Origin of the sequence: Streptomyces adelaidensis (assembly GCF_016598475.1) — a bacterium.
GTDB classification, from domain to species: domain Bacteria; phylum Actinomycetota; class Actinomycetes; order Streptomycetales; family Streptomycetaceae; genus Streptomyces; species Streptomyces adelaidensis.
The window spans coordinates 51,624-67,620 of record NZ_JAEMUX010000022.1 but is presented as its reverse complement, the minus strand read 5'-3'; the positions used below and the strand labels follow the sequence as shown (position 1 = coordinate 67,620).

Sequence of the window (15,997 nt, the reverse complement as noted above, 5' to 3'; positions counted from 1 at the left end):
ATCGGAGGTCAGACGTGAAACGAGTCGGCCCTACCGGTGCGAGGTGAACTCCACGACCTGCTGGTAGGTGGGCCGGTTCTGCCAGCTGATCTGGTTGTGCTTGATGCCTCCCAGGGGCTGCTGGACGATCGAGTCGGCGCACCACTGGTCGCCCGCCGAGCAGTATGCGTCGCCCGGGTAGACCTGGGCGGCGGTCTTGCCGGCCGCCTCCTTGAGGGTGTTGATCAGGAGGGTGCGGCAGGCACTGAGGCTGCCGCCGCCGCAGTACTGGTTCTCCAGCGGGCCCCGCACCGTCTCGCCGAGCACCGAGCGGATGTCCTTGTCGACATAGCTCCACCAGCCGTACTGGAAGGAGCTGCCGGCGTGGGCGCCGGTCGGGCCGTGGGCGGCCGACGGGGACTCGTCGACGGGCAGGTTGGCGGTGATGGCGGTGTACAGGTCGGTGCCGAGGCCGGGTTCGAACTCGGCCTTCACCAGCAGTGGCCACCAGGCGTCCAGGATGCGGATCGCCTCGGCGTTGGCGTAGGTCTTGGAGCCGGCGGAGGTCTCCGTGCGTTTCGAGCCCGCCGTGATCCAGGTCTGGAGCTTGGTGACGGCGGCGGCGGCCGTGGAGTCCGTGACCGTGCTGCTGTTGATGACCTTCAGCAGGTCGGGGACGACGTCCTCGGCCCGCAGGTCGGCCAGGCCCGCCTCGGCCATGGCCTTGGTCAGCGAGGCCCTGGTGACCCCGCCCGCGGCGACCAGCCGCTTCACCCGGTCGTCGAGGAGGTTGCCGCGGTGCACGGAGCCGTTGCCCCAGGGTGCGGTGGTGTAGTCCTTCGCCTGCTTGTTGTTCCAGGAGATGTAGTAGTCCTGGTCGACGGAGTTGGGGTGGGCGGAGGGCGCGGTGTAGTCGGCGGTGTTGGTGGTCGGGTTCCAGCCCCGCCACTCGTAGGCCGCCTGCGCCCAGGCCGGGAACTCGGGGTCGACGCTCGTGGCGCGGACCGGATTGTCGCCGCTGTTGTAGTAGGCGGTGTGACTGGAGTCGGCGTAGAACCAGTTGAAGGTGTAGTTGATGTTCTGGACGGCCTTCTGGAAGGTCTCCGGGCCCTTGACGTAGTCCGGGTCGTTCAGCATCTGGAAGCCGATGATCGACTCGGCCTCGTTCAGGTACGAGGAGCGCAGGGTGGTGTAGGCGACCTTCTTGCCGCCGACCGTGGCGCGGTGCGTGACGGGGCCGTACTTGGTGCGCCAGACCTGCATGCGGTACGAGCCGGCCGGGGTGTCGTCGGCGGTGGTCGGCTTCCAGGCGTTGGTCTGCTCGATCTTCTCCATCGCCGTGCAGGTGCCGTGGTACAGGTAGTGGACGTCGTCCTGGCACAGCTCGACGGCGTACGCGTCGATGATGTCCTGGCCGGAGGTGGTGGCGCTCCAGGCGTAGTCCTGGCCGCGGCCGAGTTCGACGTACATGCTCAGGCCCGCGAAGGAGGCGCCGCGGGCGCTGATGCCCGGGCCCTGGATCTCCTGGAGCATGAGGAGTTGGGGCGCGAAGTAGCCGGTCTGGGGGCCGAACACGGCGACGGGGTGGCCGCTCGCGGTGTGTTCGCCGCTGACGACGAGGGCGTTGGACATGCCGCGCCGGGCGGAGCTGAGGGCGCTCTCGGTGGCCTCGGAGGAGACGCTCGTGGAGGCGGTCGTGGCCGCGCTGCCGGTGCGGTCGTAGACCAGCGGCTCCTCGGTGACCGAGCTGTCGTCGGGCAGGGCAGTGCCCTGCGCGGCGGCGGGCTTGGTGGCGTAGGGGAAGCTGCCGTCGTGGACGGTGAGGGCGGCCTCGGGGTCGTTGCGCTCGCGGAAGGACTCCCAGACCTCGGTGCCCTCGGTGACGCCGTACTGCTCCTGGGCGGCCAGCAGTGAGAGGGCGTTGTTGACCTCGCCGCCGCCCCCGGAGCCGAAGAGGGCGCCGATGACGGAGGCCAGGGCGACCAGGTCGGTGGACTTGAACTTCTCGATGGTGCCGGCGTTGGTGACGGAGTCCTTGTGGCCGGTCAGGACGTACTCGCCGGGGTAGTAGCGGCCGCTGTCGGAGGCGTCGATGTAGGCGTTGATGCCGGCCACGTAGGCGTTGACGTCGGCGAGGGCCAGCTGGCCGCGCTCCCCGTTGGTGGCGACCGCCTTGTCGATCTGGGCCTGCAGGTCGGCCTCGGTGTACGGCGCGTGCCGCCAGAACTCCTGCTCAAGACCCTGGTTGGAGGCGGCGCCGCCCGCGAACGGGGTCAGCTTGCCGCGGCCGACGTGCCGGAAGACGTCCATCAGCCACAGCCGGTCCTGGGCGGCGGCGTAGCCCGCGCCGAACTCGGTGCCGTAGCGGGTGGTGCCCGTGATGTGCGGCACACCGGTCTTCTTGTCGCGGACGATCGTGACGTCGGTGCGGCCCGCCGGACTCAGCGTGGAGGCGACCTGGTCGGCGGCGACACCGAAGGAGGCGTCGTTGAAGAAGGTGTTGATCGTGGCGTTGGTGAGCCCCGAGTAGCCGGTGGCCAGGTTGTTGTAGGGCCCGAGCTGGTTGCTCGCGTTCTCGGGCATCGAGCCGAAGGCCTGGTTGAGGAGGATCTGGGCGAGGGTGGCGTTGCCGTTCTGGCCGGGCGGCAGGATGTCGGAGCACTGTCCGCCGCAGTGGTCGGTGACCGCCGCGGCCTCGACGGCCTGTGTGTCGACGGCCTGTGTGTCGGCGGCCGCCGCCTGGGAAGCCGGGGAAAGAGGCGACAAAAGACCGGCAACGAGTGCGCATATGGAAGCGGCCTTGAGGAACTCCGGGAATCTACGGGGAGTTCTCAGTCTGTCCAGTGTGGTGCGTGGGGTGCGCCAGTGCATGGCAGCTCCTCCCGACGGGGATGGGCCGGATGTTACCGCCGGTATCCCCGGGATTGAAGATGAACATGCGTCACGTTTTCGCGATCACCGTGCCGCCACTCCCCGGGCGGCGCCGGACCGACAGCGGACACCCCAGCCATCGGACAGATGACTGACAGCGTGAACAGGTACTCAGAAGTAGTCGTAAGCAGACAAGAAGAAGGCAGAAGAAGACAGAGACAGCCAGACGTAGACAGGAACGGTCCGTGAACGGCTCAGCAGACGACTTATGGAGGTCATCGGAAATCGGATGGAGCCGAATCGCGTGTCGATACGTCTATTCGGCGACGTCCCCTACGACGACGCCGAAGTGACCGAAGTACAGGTGCAGGTGTGACGGAGGTGCAGGGCGATGGCCGGTTTCCGGAGTCTGGCAAGACAGGTGCGAGATCCCCGGTGCGATCTGGCGCTGCGGCGTTATTCGCTGCGCAAGTGCCTTGAGAGGTTCGCCCCTTATGGACATCGGGCGACCTGGGACCACTTGAGTTCACGGGCCGGGTTCGGCCCCGAGGACCGCAACCCCGATCCAGCGCGGCTCGTGGCCGCACTGGACGAGTTGGAGGAGGCCCGCTCGGTCTGGCTCGACTACGAGGTGCAGTTCGCGCAGCGCCGCAAGAAGGAGAAGCACGACGGGCTGCGCAGGCCGGGCAGTGTCGACGACTGGCACCGGCTGACCTGGGGCGGGTTCGGAGTCGCCTGGTGCGACGACCCGAAGGTCCATCCCCATGAACCACTGGCGGAGGTGCTGCGCCGGCTCATCGCCGCGCTGGAGCGCGAACCGGGCTCGACCTGCCCGGTGTGCGAGGGCGAGCGCCTCGTCTGGCTGTACGACCTGGCCCACGAACCGTCCTCGGGCCCGGTCTGCACGGAGTGCGGAATCGTGGTGCCACGACCGGTCCTCACGCCCGAGGCCCTGGCGGAGTCCAGGCGCGGACGGCTACTGGTGTCGGCGTAGCACGGCGGGGGTGCGCCGGGGATGCCGCACCCCCGTGTAGGAACGGCGCGCAGGCAGAGCGGGACGACCACAGTCCGAGACGATTACGGCTTCTTGACGTCCGTGTGGATGGCGAGCTTGAACTCGGCGAGGATGAGCGCCGTGGCCCGCTTGGTGCCCCCCAGCCCACGCGCGGATATCTTCAGGCCGAGCGGCGTCCCCTTGTGCACGAACATCTGCCACATGTAGGTGCGGTACTGGCCGCCCCGGGTGGCCGCGCTGTCCGTGGTGCCGGTCGAGTCGTACTTCTTCTTCGTCATGTTCAGCGGATCACGCACGAAGCGGGCCCGGTACTCCAGCGTCTTGGGGTCCGCCTCCCAGAAGACCATCGCGGACAGCACGCCCCAGCCGTCGTGGCTGGGCCAGATCAGTCCGGAGCGCGCGTCGGGGAACTTCGACGCGGTCTCGCCGCCGTGCGCCGGATCATGCATCTTCCACGGGTCGTACGACTCCTCCGTCGCGGCGTACGGGAAGCGTACGAGGTGGTAGCCGTCCGAGTCGTAGGTGATCTTCTGCACGCCCGAGTGCGCCTTCTCCCACTTCAGCGAACTGATGATGACGCTCATCGGTGCCCCTTCCCTCGGTGGAGGCCGTGCCGTGGTGCCTCCTCTGTGTTCATGACACACCCTGGGCGAAGGAGGTTCCGCGGAGCGGTCGACTCTCCGTATGCACAGGTTGGTCGAGGGCGGAGCGACCCTAGCAGCGGCAAATCCGATCGCTCCACCCCTTTCCCGTACGGACAGTTGGAGGTGATGGAACAGCCCTGAGAGCGCCCAGGAACCGAGGAGAGCCCGATGTCGACGCTGCGTGTCACCGCCGAAGTGCTGACGATCCACGAACACCCCGACGCCGACGCGCTCGAACTGGCCCAGGTGGGCCTGTACCGGGCCGTCGTGGCCAAGGGTGTGTACCGCACCGGTGATACCGCCGTGTACATCCCGGAGCAGTCCGTGCTCCCGGCCGCGCTGATCGAGGAGCTGGGGCTGACCGGGCGGCTGGCGGGCAGCGGGGCGGACCGGGTGAAGGCGGTACGGCTGCGGGGCGAGCTGTCGCAGGGCATCGTGTGCCGCCCGCGGGCGCTGGCGGAGGAGGACCTGTCGGCCGCCGTCACGGACGGTACGGACTTCGCGGAGCGGCTCGGCATCGTCAAGTGGGTGCCGCCGATCCCCCCGACGATGAGCGGCGAGGTCGAGCCGGCGCCAGATCTGCTGCCGTGGGTCGACATCGAGAACATCCAGCGCTACCCCGACATCTTCACGCCCGGCGAGCCCGTCGTCCTCACCGAGAAGCTGCACGGCACGGCCGGTCTGGTGACGTACTTCGCCGAGGACGGCCGCGTGCAGGTCTCCTCGAAGGGCTTCGGGTCGAAGTCCCTCGCCCTGAAGGAGGATCCGCGCAACCTGTACTGGCGCGCCGTCCACTCCCACGGGGTCGCCGCGACCGCGTCCCGGCTCGCCGAACGCCTCGGGGCACGCCGGATCGGCATCTTCGGCGAGGTCTACGGCGCCGGGGTGCAGGACCTGACGTACGGCGCCGACGGCCGCCGCGACACCCTCGGTTACGCGGTGTTCGACGTCTCCGCGGAGATCGACGGCCACGTCCGCCGACTGGACCCGGCGGAGCTGTCCGAGCTGCTCACCGGGGAACTGCCCCTCGTACCGGTGCTTTACGAGGGCCCCTACGCCGTCGACCGGGTCCTGGGGGTGGCCACCGGCCGGGAGACGGTCTCCGGGCGCGGCCTGCACCTGCGCGAGGGCGTCGTGATCCGGCCGGCCGCCGAGCGGTACAGCCCGGTGACCGGCGGGCGGGCCATCGCGAAGGCGGTCAGCCCGGCGTATCTGACGCGCAAGGGCGGGACCGAGTACGAGTAGGGTCCTCCTGTTCCGGCGCCCGGCCCGGCGGGGTCGACGCCTGCGGACGTGGCTCCTGCCGTGTCCCCTCCCGTGCGGCGGCGGTCCGGCGCTCGACCATGAGGCGGGAGCCGCTGCGCTGTTCGCCGAAGGCGTCGTCGGGGTTGGACAGCACACAGGTGGCGAGGGAGAGACAGCCGCAGCCGATGCAGTCGGTGAGGTGGTCGCGCAGCCGGTTGAGCTGCTTGATCCGTTCGTCCAGCTCGGAGCGCCAGGTCTCGGAGAGATGGGCCCAGTCCTCACGGGTGGGCGTCCGGCCCTCGGGCAGTTCGGCGAGCGCCTCACGGATCGTGGCGAGCGGGATGCCGACGCGCTGCGCGGCCCGTACGAAGGCGACGCGGCGCAGGGCGTCACGGCTGTAGCGACGCTGGTTGCCCGTGGTGCGGCGGCTGCTGATCAGCCCCTTGGACTCGTAGAAGTGCAGGGCGGAGACGGCGGCACCACTACGGGCGGACAGCTGGCCGACGGTCAACTCGTGGATCTTCTCAGGGATCTGGGGCACCCCTCCGAGCCTACCCACACCCGGTGGGTCGCGGTCCGTTGACAGGGGCCGCACATCCGACCATGCTAAGCAGTTGCTTAGACATGTGGGACATCGTTGGCATGGTTGATACGGGTGCGGTGGGCATCCGGGATGCGGGAGGCCGGGACATGGCAGAACCGAGGATCTTCACGTCCGCCGAGGAGCTCAAGGCGGCGGTGGGCGAGCAGCTGGGTCACAGCGACTGGGTGGAGGTCGACCAGAAGCGGATCGATCTGTTCGCGGAGGCGACCGGCGACCACCAGTGGATCCATGTCGACCCGGAGAAGGCCGCGGCCGGCCCGTTCGGCACGACCATCGCGCACGGCTATCTGACGCTGTCCCTGCTACCCCTGCTGGTGCCGCAGATCCTCAAGGTCGACAACGTCAGGATGGGCGTCAACTACGGCACCAACAAGGTCCGCTTCCCGGCCCCGGTGCCGGTGGGTTCCCGGCTCCGCGCCACGGCGACCCTCCAGGACGTCGCCGAGGCGGGCGGCGGCGTGCAGGTCACCGCCGCGGTCGTCGTGGAACGCGAGGGCGGCGACAAGCCGGTGTGTGTGGCGGAGTCGGTGTCCCGGTACTACTTCTGAGCTTCTTCTCGGGGCGAGCGACACGGGTGGCGCGGCGGCCGTGGCCGCCGCGCCACCCGTGCGTGGCTCCGGGATCTCGATGTCCGGTCAGGGGGCGACGGCGCGGCCGGTCTGCGGGGAGATCATCCCGGCACACAGGCCACGGCCCGCCAACCCCTGCGCGATGCGCGGGATCGCCGCGCGTGTGTTCGCGGACCAGTCGTGCATGAGGATGATCTGACCGTTGGTGAGCCGGGCGGCGGCCTGCACGATCGCGTCGGTGCTCGCGTTGTTCCAGTCCTGCGAGTCGACGTCCCAGATGATCTGGGTCAGGCCGTACTTGGCCGCGACCGACTTCACCGTGGCGTTGGTCTCGCCGTACGGCGGCCGGAACAGCTTCGGCGTGCCGCCACCCGCGTTCGCGACGGCCTGCTGGGTCCGGGCGATCTCCGAGTCGATCTGTGCCTGGCCGAGCTGGGTCAGATGCGGGTGGGTGTAGCTGTGGTTGGCCACCCACATGCCGGCGGCGACCTGGGCCCGGACCAGGGCCGGATTGGCGGCGGCGTACTGGCCCTGGTTGAACATCGTGGCCCGCAGCCCGTTCTGCTTCAGCGCGTCGAGCAGGGCCGACGTATTGCCGGACGGGCCGTCGTCGAAGGTGAGCCCGACGTATCCGTTACAGGCGGCGGCCTGTGCCGGGGCGGCGGCGTTGACAGTGAGGGTGCTCGCGGCGGCCGTCGCGACGACGGCCAGCCGTGTGACCAGGGAGCGTGAGGAGAGTCGCGGTCCGGTTCTCATCCGCCCACCGTGATGTTGGAGCTGCCGCTGCTCCGGTAGCCCTCGGTCGCCATGATCATGTAGTAGTTGAAGCTGCCCAGGGGCATTCCGGCGCGGGCCCAGGCGTCGAAGTGGTTGCCGGTGGTGATGGTTCCGCCCGTCCGCTTCGACTGCCGGACACTCCAGTACTGGTCGAAGGTCCTGGTGCCCTCGACGGACGGGGCGTTGTACCGCGTCGTCTTGTAGATGTCGTACGTGCCGCCGTCGCTGGTGACGGTGCCCTTGTACGTTCCGGTGGGCCGGTAGGTGCCCCAGTTGTCGACGATGTAGTACTCGACGAGCGGGTTGGCGGTCCACCCGTAGAGGGTCAGGTAGGCGTTGCCGGACGGGTTGAAGGTGCCCGAGTAGGTCACGCTCCTGCGGCTGCCGTTGCTCCAGCCCTTTCCGGCGACGAAGTTCCCGGTGTTGCTCCAGGAGGTGCGGTAGTTGCCACCGGCGGCGAGGGTGATGGAGACCGTTCCCGGGGCGTCGGTCCAGAACGAGTAGTAGTGGCCGTTGTCGGTGCCGGTCCGGTTGCTGGTGACGACCGTGTCGGCATGGGCGGTGCCGGGCAGGGCCAGCGCGGCCACGGCGGCCAGCACCATGGCGCAGGCACAGCGGAAGAGCAGCCTGAGGCGGTCGAGCGGCCCAGGGCGTGCGGGGGTCACGGGTGCGGGTGCGTCGTTCATGTGGGGGTTTCCTCCTCGTCCTCGTGAGGCCGATGGGGCTCGCTGAGAGCGTTGGCCTGCCCCTGTCAACTGTCAATAGTTTCGGCATCACGACCGAAACATTCGATCAAGCGCGAGGGCGGCCGAGGGGGAACTTGCCTGTTCAGTGGGCGTAATCGCCCGCTCAGGGCGAGCGTGATCGGAAACGGCTCCAGAAGGAGGGAAGAAGCACCTGCCGATTCTTCGAATGTTTCGAATAATCGGCCGATCATGCGATCGCGCAAACAGGCGAGCAAGGCGCAGGGGAGCAGGGGTGCAGTGGAGGTCGGCGCTCCAGGGCTACTTCGCGGCCCCGACCATTCGCAGCACGAGGTCCGCGTACAAGGAGCCGACCTCGTCGGGGGTGCGGGGGCCGTTCACGTTGAACCAGCGGGCGACGTCGATGCAGAGAGACAGGACGGCGATGGTGGTGCCGCGGACGTCGGGGACGTCGAAGTCGCCGGCGGCGACGCCGTCCTCGATGATGCCGCGCACGGCCGCGTCGTTCTCGCGGCGGAGGGTGACGATCTCCGCGCGGGCATCGGGGCCGAGGGCGTCGAGTTCGTACTGGACGACGCGAGCGACGGTGTGCTGGCCCGCGTGCCAGCGGACGAAGGAACGTACGGCCTCGGCGAGACGGTCGGCCGGACCGCCCTCGCCCGCCGCCGCCGTGCGCAGCACGTCGAGGGCCTTCTCGTGACCGATACGGCTGATCCGGTGGAGCAGCTCTTCCTTGGTCTTGTAGTGGATGTAGAGCGCGGCGGGGCTCATGCCGGCGCGGCCCGCGATGTCACGGGTCGTCGTCGCGTGGTAGCCGCGCTCGGCGAAGGCCTCCACGGCGGCCACCAGCAGCCGCCGGGCCGCGTCCGGGGTGACCTCGACCCACGGCTGCGGCTCGTCGCCGACCGTCTCCTGCGCCGTACTCATCGCTCGTCCGCCCCTTCCGATGGCTGGGCACCAGCATACCGCCGAAAGGTGAGCGAGCGCTTAGTCGGCCCGCTCAAGGCCGTACCGTACCGGCCGGGGCAGTTCAGAGCTTCTCGAAGGGGTCGTGTTCCGCGAGCAGTTTCTCCAGTCTGGCCTGGTCGACACGGCTGACGATCTGCCCGGCTTCCTGCCGGTCGCGGATCACCTTGGCCAGGGTGAAGGTCGACGTCACCAGGTACAGGACCGCGACGGCCAGGAAGGAGCGGACCCAGGCGTTGGCGTCCAGGTTGTAGATGCCGATGGTGGTGGCCGCCATGGCGACGGCGAAGGATGCGACGGCCTGTGCGTAGAAGGCCGCCGTGCTCTGCTGCTTGACCGCTGTCTCACTCATGGGGACATGGTTCGACGGATGCGGTCCGGACCACATCCGTCGTCGTACTCAGTCGGCCGCCGCGGGTACTCAGGATCGGAAGGCCGTCACTCCCGTCGCTTCCGTCGATCGCTCTCGTCGCTCTCGTCGCTTCCGTCCATCGCTCCGTCGCTCAGAACGCCGAGACTCCCGTCAACGCCCGCCCGATGAGCAGCTTCTGTATCTGGCTGGTGCCCTCGTAGAGGGTCATCACGCGGGCGTCGCGGAGCAGCTTGCCGACCGGGTACTCGTCGATGTAGCCGTAGCCGCCGAAGACCTGGAGAGCGTTGTTCGCGGCGCGGACGGCGGCCTCGGAGGCGAAGAGTTTGGCCGTGCTGGCCTCGGTGGTGAAGGGCAGGCCCCGGTCGACGAGGTCGGCGACGCGCCAGGTGAGCAGCCGGGCGGCGTCGACGTCCACCGCGATGTCGCTGAGGAGTTCCTGGACGAGCTGGTGGTGGGCGATCGACTTGCCGAACTGGTCGCGCTCGCCGGCGTACCGGACCGCCGCGTCCAGTGCGGCCTGGGCGATGCCGACGCAGCCGGCCGCGACGGACATCCGGCCCTTGGCGAGGCCGGACATGGCGACACTGAAGCCCTTGCCCTCCGGGCCGAGCAGGGCGGAGGAGGGGACGCGGACGCCCTCCAGGACCAGTTCGGCGGTGGCCTGGCCGCGCAGGCCGAGCTTGCCGTGGAGGGGGCGGCGGGTCAGGCCGGGGGCGCTGGTGGGGACGAGGAAGGCGGAGACCCCTTTGTGGCCGGGGGCGTCGGTGGAGCGGGCGAAGAGGAGGACGACATCGGCCCAGGTGCCGTTGGTGATGAACATCTTGGTGCCGTCGATGACGTAGTGGTCGCCGTCGCGGACCGCGCGGGTGGTGAGGTTGCCCGCGTCGGAGCCGGTGCCCGGTTCGGTGAGGCCGAAGCAGCCGAGGTACTCCCCCGCTGTCAGCCCCGGCAGCCAGTGGCGCTTCTGCTCCTCGCTCCCCCAGGCCGCGATCGTCTTCGCGACCAGGCCGAGGGAGACGGAGACGATGCCGCGCACGGAGGAGTCGCCGCGGCCGAGCTCCTCGGTGACCAGGCAGTACGCGAGGTGGTCGCCGCCGGAGCCGCCGTACTCCTCGTCGACGGTGAGCCCGAGGAAGCCGACCTCGCCGAGCTTCTTCACGATGGCCCGGTCTACGTTCTCGGCGCGGTCCCAGGCGATGACGTGCGGGGCGATCTCGCGCTCCACGAAGTCCCGCGCGAGCCGGCGGACGGCGGTCTGCTCCTCGCTGAGCTCCAGGTTCACGTCGGATCACCCATCCCCATCATTCACGCTTAAATTATCACCGCTAGTTTAATTGTGCAGCCTTACTATGTGCGCCATGGCCCGACCGCGCAAGCCCCTGCTGAGCACCGACCGCATCGTGGCGACGGCACGGGCCCTGGTGGACGCGGAGGGGCTGGCGGCGCTCTCCACGCGACGGCTCGCCGCCGAGCTGGGCGTGAGCGGGCCCTCCCTCTACAACCACTTCCGCACCAAAAACCAGATCCTGGAGGCCGTCGCCGACTCGGTGAGCTCGCAGGTCGACCTGTCGATGTTCGAGGACGGGCGGGACTGGCGCACCGCGCTGCACGACTGGGCCGTCTCCTACCGGGCGGCCCTGCGCGACCACCCCAACATCGTCCCGGTCCTCGCCCGCGGGCCCGGCCGCCGGCCCGCGGGGCTGCGGGTCGCCGACGCGGTCTTCGGGGCCATGGTCGACGCGGGGTGGCCCGCGGCCCAGGCCACGTCCATCGGCGCGCTGATGCGGTACTTCATCATGGGGTCAGCCATCGGCTCGTTCGCCGGCGGTTTCGTCGACGACGAGAGCGCGTACGACCCGGCCGACTATCCCCGTCTCGGGCAGGCCCACCTCCTGGCCGAACAGCAGGAGAAGGTGGACGAGCGGGCCTTCGAGACGGGATTGCGCGCCTTGCTGGACGGGCTGGTGGCGCAGTACGAGGAGCTGGCGGGGCCGGGGGCCTAGCGCCCGCGGGGGGGTCCGGGCGCCCGATCGGGGAGTGCCTGCCGTTCGCCGGGCAGTTGGTACGGGAGGCCGCGACCGCGCCGGTCCCGGCCACCCTCGACAGGGTCTGTCCCCGGGCGCGGACGCGGGGGAGCGGCGGTGGCGGGTGCCGCCGAGCTCGCGGTCCCGGAGGTCGTTCCGGGACCGCGAGCCGGGCGGGGCGTGCCGGGCGGGCGCTAGCTCTCCCCTCGTGAACTCGCCCTCCTCGCGAGGATCTTGATCGAGACGAGGGCGATCACCGCGAGGCCGATGATGTACGCGGACACCGCCATGGACGTGCCGGTGGCCTCCAGGAGGAGGACCATCAGGAACGGGGCGAGGCCGCCGCCGAGAACCGCTGCGATCTGGTAGCCGAGGGAGGCGCCCGTGTACCGCATCTCGGGGGTGAACAGCTCGGCGAAGAGGGCGGCTTGGGGGCCGTACATGATGCTGAGGAAGCAGCCGGCCACGAAGGTGCCGACGGCGAGCCACAGCAGGGAGCCGGTGTCGATGAGCAGGAACATGGGGACGGCCCACAGAGCGATGCCGGCCGCGCCGAACGCGTAGATCCGGATGCGGCCGACGCGGTCGGAGAGGGCCGCGGCGGCGGGGATCAGGATGAGCTGGGTGAGGCTGACGCAGAGCGAGACGGTGAGGACCGCACTGCGTTTCATGTCGAGTTCGCGGGTCGTGTAGTCGAGGACGCCGGTGATGAGGATGTAGAAGGTCGCCGTGTTCACGGCGAAGGAGCCGCCGGCGAGGAAGACCGTGCCGAGGTGGTCGCGGAGGACCGTGCGCAGCGGGGAGGCTTTCTCGCCCCGCTCCTTCTCCGCCAACTCCCGTTCCGCCGCCCGGAATTCGGGGGTCTCCTCGACATGGCGGTGGATGTACCAGGCGAGTCCGAGGACGAACAGGCCGATCAGGAACGGCACGCGCCAGCCCCACGCGGCGAACTCGGACTCGCTGGTGACCGCGCCCACGACGAGGAACACCGTGTTGGCACTCACCACGCCGATGGGGACGCCGAGTTGGACGAAGCTGCCGTACACGCCGCGCTTGCCCTCGGGGGCGTACTCGGTGGCCAGCAGCATCGCGCCGCCCCACTGGGCGCCGACGGCGACGCCCTGGACGACACGGAGGAGGACGAGCAGGACCGGAGCGGCGATCCCGATCGTCTCGTACGTGGGGAGCAGGCCGATGCCGGTGGTGGCCAGGCCCATCAGGGTGAGGGCCATGACCAGCATCGGCTTGCGGCCGCGTTTGTCGCCGAGGTGGCCGGCGACGATTCCGCCGACGGGGCGGGCGAGGAAGCCGACGGCGAAGGTGGCGAACGCGGCGAGGACTCCCGCGGAGGAGCTGTTCGCGGGGAAGTAGAGGTCGCCCAGGACCAGGGCCGCGGCTATGCCGAAGACGAAGTAGTCGTACCACTCCACGGCCGAGGCGAGTGCCGCGGCGGTGGCGACCTTGCGGTGGCTCTGGGGGCGGGGGGTGGTGGGGGTCGGGGCGGAGGGCTGGGGATGGGGTGAGGAGGGAGCGGTGTCCATGCTGTGCACACTCCGGTGGGTGCGGGGACGTTCCCGGGAACGTACTGACCGGACGGTATGTTGGTCAACGGTCTGGCACGTTGTTTGTCCGCGGAGGGGTGCGGGCTGGTCGCGTAGTTCCCCGCACCCCTGGAGAGCGGGGGCTGCGCCCTGTGCTCAGAACACCACCAGGGCCCGGCCGCCCTTGCCCGCCAGCATGTTGTCGAAGGCGGTCGGGATGCCGGCCAGGGAGATCCGCTCGGTGACCAGGGTGCTCAGGTCGAGGCGGCCCGCGCGGATGTGGTCGGCGAGGATCGGCAGGTCGCGTGCCGGGTCGGAGTTGCCGTAGACGCAACCCGCGAGGGTGCGGCCCCAGTGGAAGAGTTCCAGCGCATTGAAGGTGACCTGCTGGTCCTTGCCGCCGATGCCGACGACGGTGGTGCGGCCGCCGCGCCGGGTCGACTCCCAGGCCGTCCGGATGGTGACCGCGCGGCCGACGCACTCCACGGCGACGTCCACACCCTGCTTCCCGGTCAGCGCACGGATCTCGCGGGCGGTGTTCTCGGAGGCGACGACATACTCCGTGGCCCCCGCCGAACGGGCCAGCTCCTCCTTCGCCGGAGAGACGTCGACGGCGACGATGCGGGACGCGCCCGCGATCCGCGCCGCCTGCAGCGCGGCCAGGCCGACCCCGCCCGCCCCGAAGACGGCGACCGTCTCGCCCGCCCGGACGCGCGCCGAGTGGTGGACCGCGCCGTAGCCGGTGAGGACGGCGCAGCCGAGCAGGGCCGCGTCGGTGAGCGGGACGCCGTCCGGGGCGGGGAGCACGCAGTTGGCGGCCACGACCGTCTCCTCCGCGAAGGCGGCCACGTTCAGACCGGGGTGGAGGTCCGCGCCGTCAGAGGCGCGCCGGGCGTACACGTTCTGGGCGCCATGCAGCGCGTTCGCGCAAAGCCACACCTCGCCCAGCGAGCAGGCGTGGCAACTCCCGCAGGACGGGGCCCAGTTGAGGACGACACCGTCGCCGGGCGAGACATGGGCGACCCCGTCGCCGACCGCGAGGACCGTGCCCGCGCCCTCATGGCCGAGCACCGCGGGCACCGGCACCCGCATGGTGCCGTCGGACAGCGACAGGTCGGAGTGGCAGACCCCGGCGGCGGCCAGCCGCACCCGGACCTGGCCGGGCCCGGGCTCCGGCAGCTCGATCTCGGTGATCTCCAACGGGGCCCCGACGGCGGGCAGTACGGCGGCTCGAACGGCCATGAGGGTACGACTCTCCTACGACTCGCGGGACATGACTGACTCGGCTCGACCGGCTCAGAACTGGAGGGACTTGGTCTGCAGGTACTCCGTCAGGCCGTGTGCGCCGAGTTCGCGGCCCACGCCCGACTGCTTGTAACCGCCGAAGGGGGCGAGCGGGTTGAAGCGGCCGCCGTTGATGTCGACCTGGCCGGTGTCCATCCGGCGGGCGAAGGCCACGGCCTCGCTCTCGTCGCCGGCCCAGACGGCGCCGGCCAGCCCGTAGACCGTGCCGTTGGCGATGCGCAGGGCGTCCGCCTCGTCCTCGTAGCGGAGGATCGTCAGGACGGGGCCGAAGATCTCCTCCTGGGCGACGGTCATCTCCTCGGTCACGTCGGCGAAGACCGTGGGGCTGACGAAGTAGCCCTGCTCGCGCGGGGATTCGGGGCCACCGGCGATCAGCCGGGCGCCCTCGGCCACGCCCTTCTCGATGTACCCGCGCACCCGCTCCCGCTGCTTGGCGTTCACCAGCGGGCCGATGCGGTCGCCGTACTTCGCGGCGGCGGCCGAGGCCAGCTCGACGGCCTCCTCGTACTGGGAGGTGTGCACCAGCATGCGGGTCCAGGCGCTGCACGTCTGACCGGAGTTGGACATGACGTTGGCGACGCCGACGCCGACCGCCTTGGTCAGGTCGGCGCTCGGGAGGATCACGTTGGCGGACTTGCCGCCGAGTTCCAGGGCGACTCTCTTGATGGCGGCGCCCGCGGTCGCGGCGATGCGCCGGCCGACCGCCGTGGAGCCGGTGAAGGAGACCAGGTCGACGCCGTCGTGCTCGACGAGCGCCTGCCCGGCGACCGTGCCGAGGCCGGTGACCAGGTTGAACACTCCGGCGGGTACGCCCGCCTCGTGCACCGCCTCCGCGAAGAGCTGGGCGACGAGCGGGGTGTCCTCGGCGGGCTTCAGGACCACCGTGCAGCCCGCGGCGAGCGCCGGGGCGACCTTGGCGACGATCTGGTGCAGCGGGTAGTTCCAGGGGGTGATCGCGCCGACGACGCCGATGGGCTCGTGGTGGACGGTCGAGTTGCCGACCTTCTCCTCGAAGGCGTGGGTCGCGGCCAGTTCGGCGTACGAGCCGGCGACCGCGACCGGCAGGTCCGCGTGCACCTTCTGGGAGAACGGCAACGGCGAGCCGAGCTCCGCCGTCACCGTCTCGGCGATCTCCGCACGGCGCGCGGCGAGCGCGTCGCGCAGCGCGCCGATGAGCGCGCCCCGTTCGGCGGGCGGGGTCGCGGCCCAGCCGGGGAGGGCGGCCCGGGCCGCGCGTACGGCGGCGTCGACATCCTCGGCGGTGCCCGCCGGGACCCGGTCGATCACCTGCTCGTCGGCCGGGTTCACGACCTCGATCGTGTCGGTGCCGGCGGCGGGCCGCCAACTGCCGCCGATGTACATGCCGTCGTGTGCCTTCAT

15 protein-coding genes are annotated in these 15,997 nt (G+C 70.2%); 4 read left to right on the top strand and 11 right to left on the bottom strand.

The window, feature by feature from the left end:
* Positions 1 to 30: 30 nt before the first annotated feature.
* The gene (locus I8N67_RS15420; protein WP_200303663.1) at positions 31 to 2,850 is read right to left on the bottom strand and encodes a penicillin acylase family protein; all 2,820 of its coding nucleotides are present in this window, start codon (positions 2,848 to 2,850) and stop codon (positions 31 to 33) included.
* Between the two features lie 391 nt (positions 2,851 to 3,241).
* Here I8N67_RS15420 and I8N67_RS15415 point away from each other — a divergent pair, with 391 nt between their 5' ends.
* Positions 3,242 to 3,844, top strand: a complete 603-nt coding sequence (locus I8N67_RS15415) for a hypothetical protein (protein WP_200303662.1) — start codon at positions 3,242 to 3,244, stop codon at positions 3,842 to 3,844.
* Positions 3,845 to 3,927: 83 nt separating this feature from the next.
* Here I8N67_RS15415 and I8N67_RS15410 read toward each other — a convergent pair whose 3' ends face one another.
* Positions 3,928 to 4,449: a hypothetical protein gene (locus I8N67_RS15410; RefSeq protein WP_200303661.1), complete on the bottom strand. Its 522-nt coding sequence runs from the start codon at positions 4,447 to 4,449 to the stop codon at positions 3,928 to 3,930.
* A 228-nt stretch (positions 4,450 to 4,677) separates the two neighbouring features.
* On the opposite strand from I8N67_RS15410, the gene I8N67_RS15405 reads away from it, so the two are divergent.
* Positions 4,678 to 5,754 carry an RNA ligase (ATP) gene (locus I8N67_RS15405; protein WP_200303660.1) on the top strand — a complete coding sequence of 359 codons (1,077 nt, stop codon included), beginning with the start codon at positions 4,678 to 4,680 and terminating at the stop codon, positions 5,752 to 5,754.
* Here I8N67_RS15405 and soxR read toward each other — a convergent pair.
* Positions 5,708 to 6,295, bottom strand: coding sequence for a redox-sensitive transcriptional activator SoxR (gene soxR, locus I8N67_RS15400; RefSeq protein ID WP_307835248.1), 588 nt, complete (start codon positions 6,293 to 6,295; stop codon positions 5,708 to 5,710). The genes I8N67_RS15405 and soxR overlap by 47 nt on opposite strands.
* A gap of 149 nt (positions 6,296 to 6,444) precedes the next feature.
* Here soxR and I8N67_RS15395 point away from each other — a divergent pair, with 149 nt between their 5' ends.
* Positions 6,445 to 6,906: a MaoC family dehydratase gene (locus I8N67_RS15395; protein WP_200303659.1), complete on the top strand. Its 462-nt coding sequence runs from the start codon at positions 6,445 to 6,447 to the stop codon at positions 6,904 to 6,906.
* A gap of 87 nt (positions 6,907 to 6,993) precedes the next feature.
* Here the strand turns inward: I8N67_RS15395 and I8N67_RS15390 are convergent, their stop codons facing one another.
* The 5 genes from I8N67_RS15390 to I8N67_RS15370 form a co-directional block, all read right to left on the bottom strand.
* A complete protein-coding gene (locus tag I8N67_RS15390) occupies positions 6,994 to 7,683 on the bottom strand; it encodes a polysaccharide deacetylase family protein (RefSeq protein WP_200303658.1) in 690 nt (229 codons plus the stop codon).
* Entirely contained in the window at positions 7,680 to 8,390 is a 711-nt protein-coding gene (gene xynA / locus I8N67_RS15385; RefSeq protein WP_234045738.1) for an endo-1,4-beta-xylanase XynA, read from the bottom strand. The genes I8N67_RS15390 and xynA overlap by 4 nt, the downstream gene beginning before the upstream one ends.
* A gap of 318 nt (positions 8,391 to 8,708) precedes the next feature.
* Complete coding sequence (locus tag I8N67_RS15380; protein WP_200303657.1) at positions 8,709 to 9,335, bottom strand: TetR/AcrR family transcriptional regulator; 627 nt, start codon at positions 9,333 to 9,335, stop codon at positions 8,709 to 8,711.
* Positions 9,336 to 9,438: 103 nt separating this feature from the next.
* Positions 9,439 to 9,726, bottom strand: a complete 288-nt coding sequence (locus tag I8N67_RS15375; RefSeq protein WP_200303656.1) for a YiaA/YiaB family inner membrane protein — start codon at positions 9,724 to 9,726, stop codon at positions 9,439 to 9,441.
* Between the two features lie 151 nt (positions 9,727 to 9,877).
* Positions 9,878 to 11,029, bottom strand: coding sequence for an acyl-CoA dehydrogenase family protein (locus tag I8N67_RS15370; RefSeq protein ID WP_200303655.1), 1,152 nt, complete (start codon positions 11,027 to 11,029; stop codon positions 9,878 to 9,880).
* Between the two features lie 76 nt (positions 11,030 to 11,105).
* On the opposite strand from I8N67_RS15370, the gene I8N67_RS15365 reads away from it, so the two are divergent.
* Complete coding sequence (locus tag I8N67_RS15365; RefSeq protein ID WP_200303654.1) at positions 11,106 to 11,750, top strand: TetR/AcrR family transcriptional regulator; 645 nt, start codon at positions 11,106 to 11,108, stop codon at positions 11,748 to 11,750.
* Positions 11,751 to 11,965: 215 nt separating this feature from the next.
* Here I8N67_RS15365 and I8N67_RS15360 read toward each other — a convergent pair whose 3' ends face one another.
* The 3 genes from I8N67_RS15360 to I8N67_RS15350 form a co-directional block, all read right to left on the bottom strand.
* Complete coding sequence (locus I8N67_RS15360; protein WP_200303653.1) at positions 11,966 to 13,312, bottom strand: MFS transporter; 1,347 nt, start codon at positions 13,310 to 13,312, stop codon at positions 11,966 to 11,968.
* Positions 13,313 to 13,468: 156 nt separating this feature from the next.
* A complete protein-coding gene (locus tag I8N67_RS15355; protein ID WP_200303652.1) occupies positions 13,469 to 14,554 on the bottom strand; it encodes a Zn-dependent alcohol dehydrogenase in 1,086 nt (361 codons plus the stop codon).
* 54 nt (positions 14,555 to 14,608) lie between these two features.
* Positions 14,609 to 15,997, bottom strand: coding sequence for an aldehyde dehydrogenase family protein (locus I8N67_RS15350; RefSeq protein ID WP_200303651.1), 1,389 nt, complete (start codon positions 15,995 to 15,997; stop codon positions 14,609 to 14,611).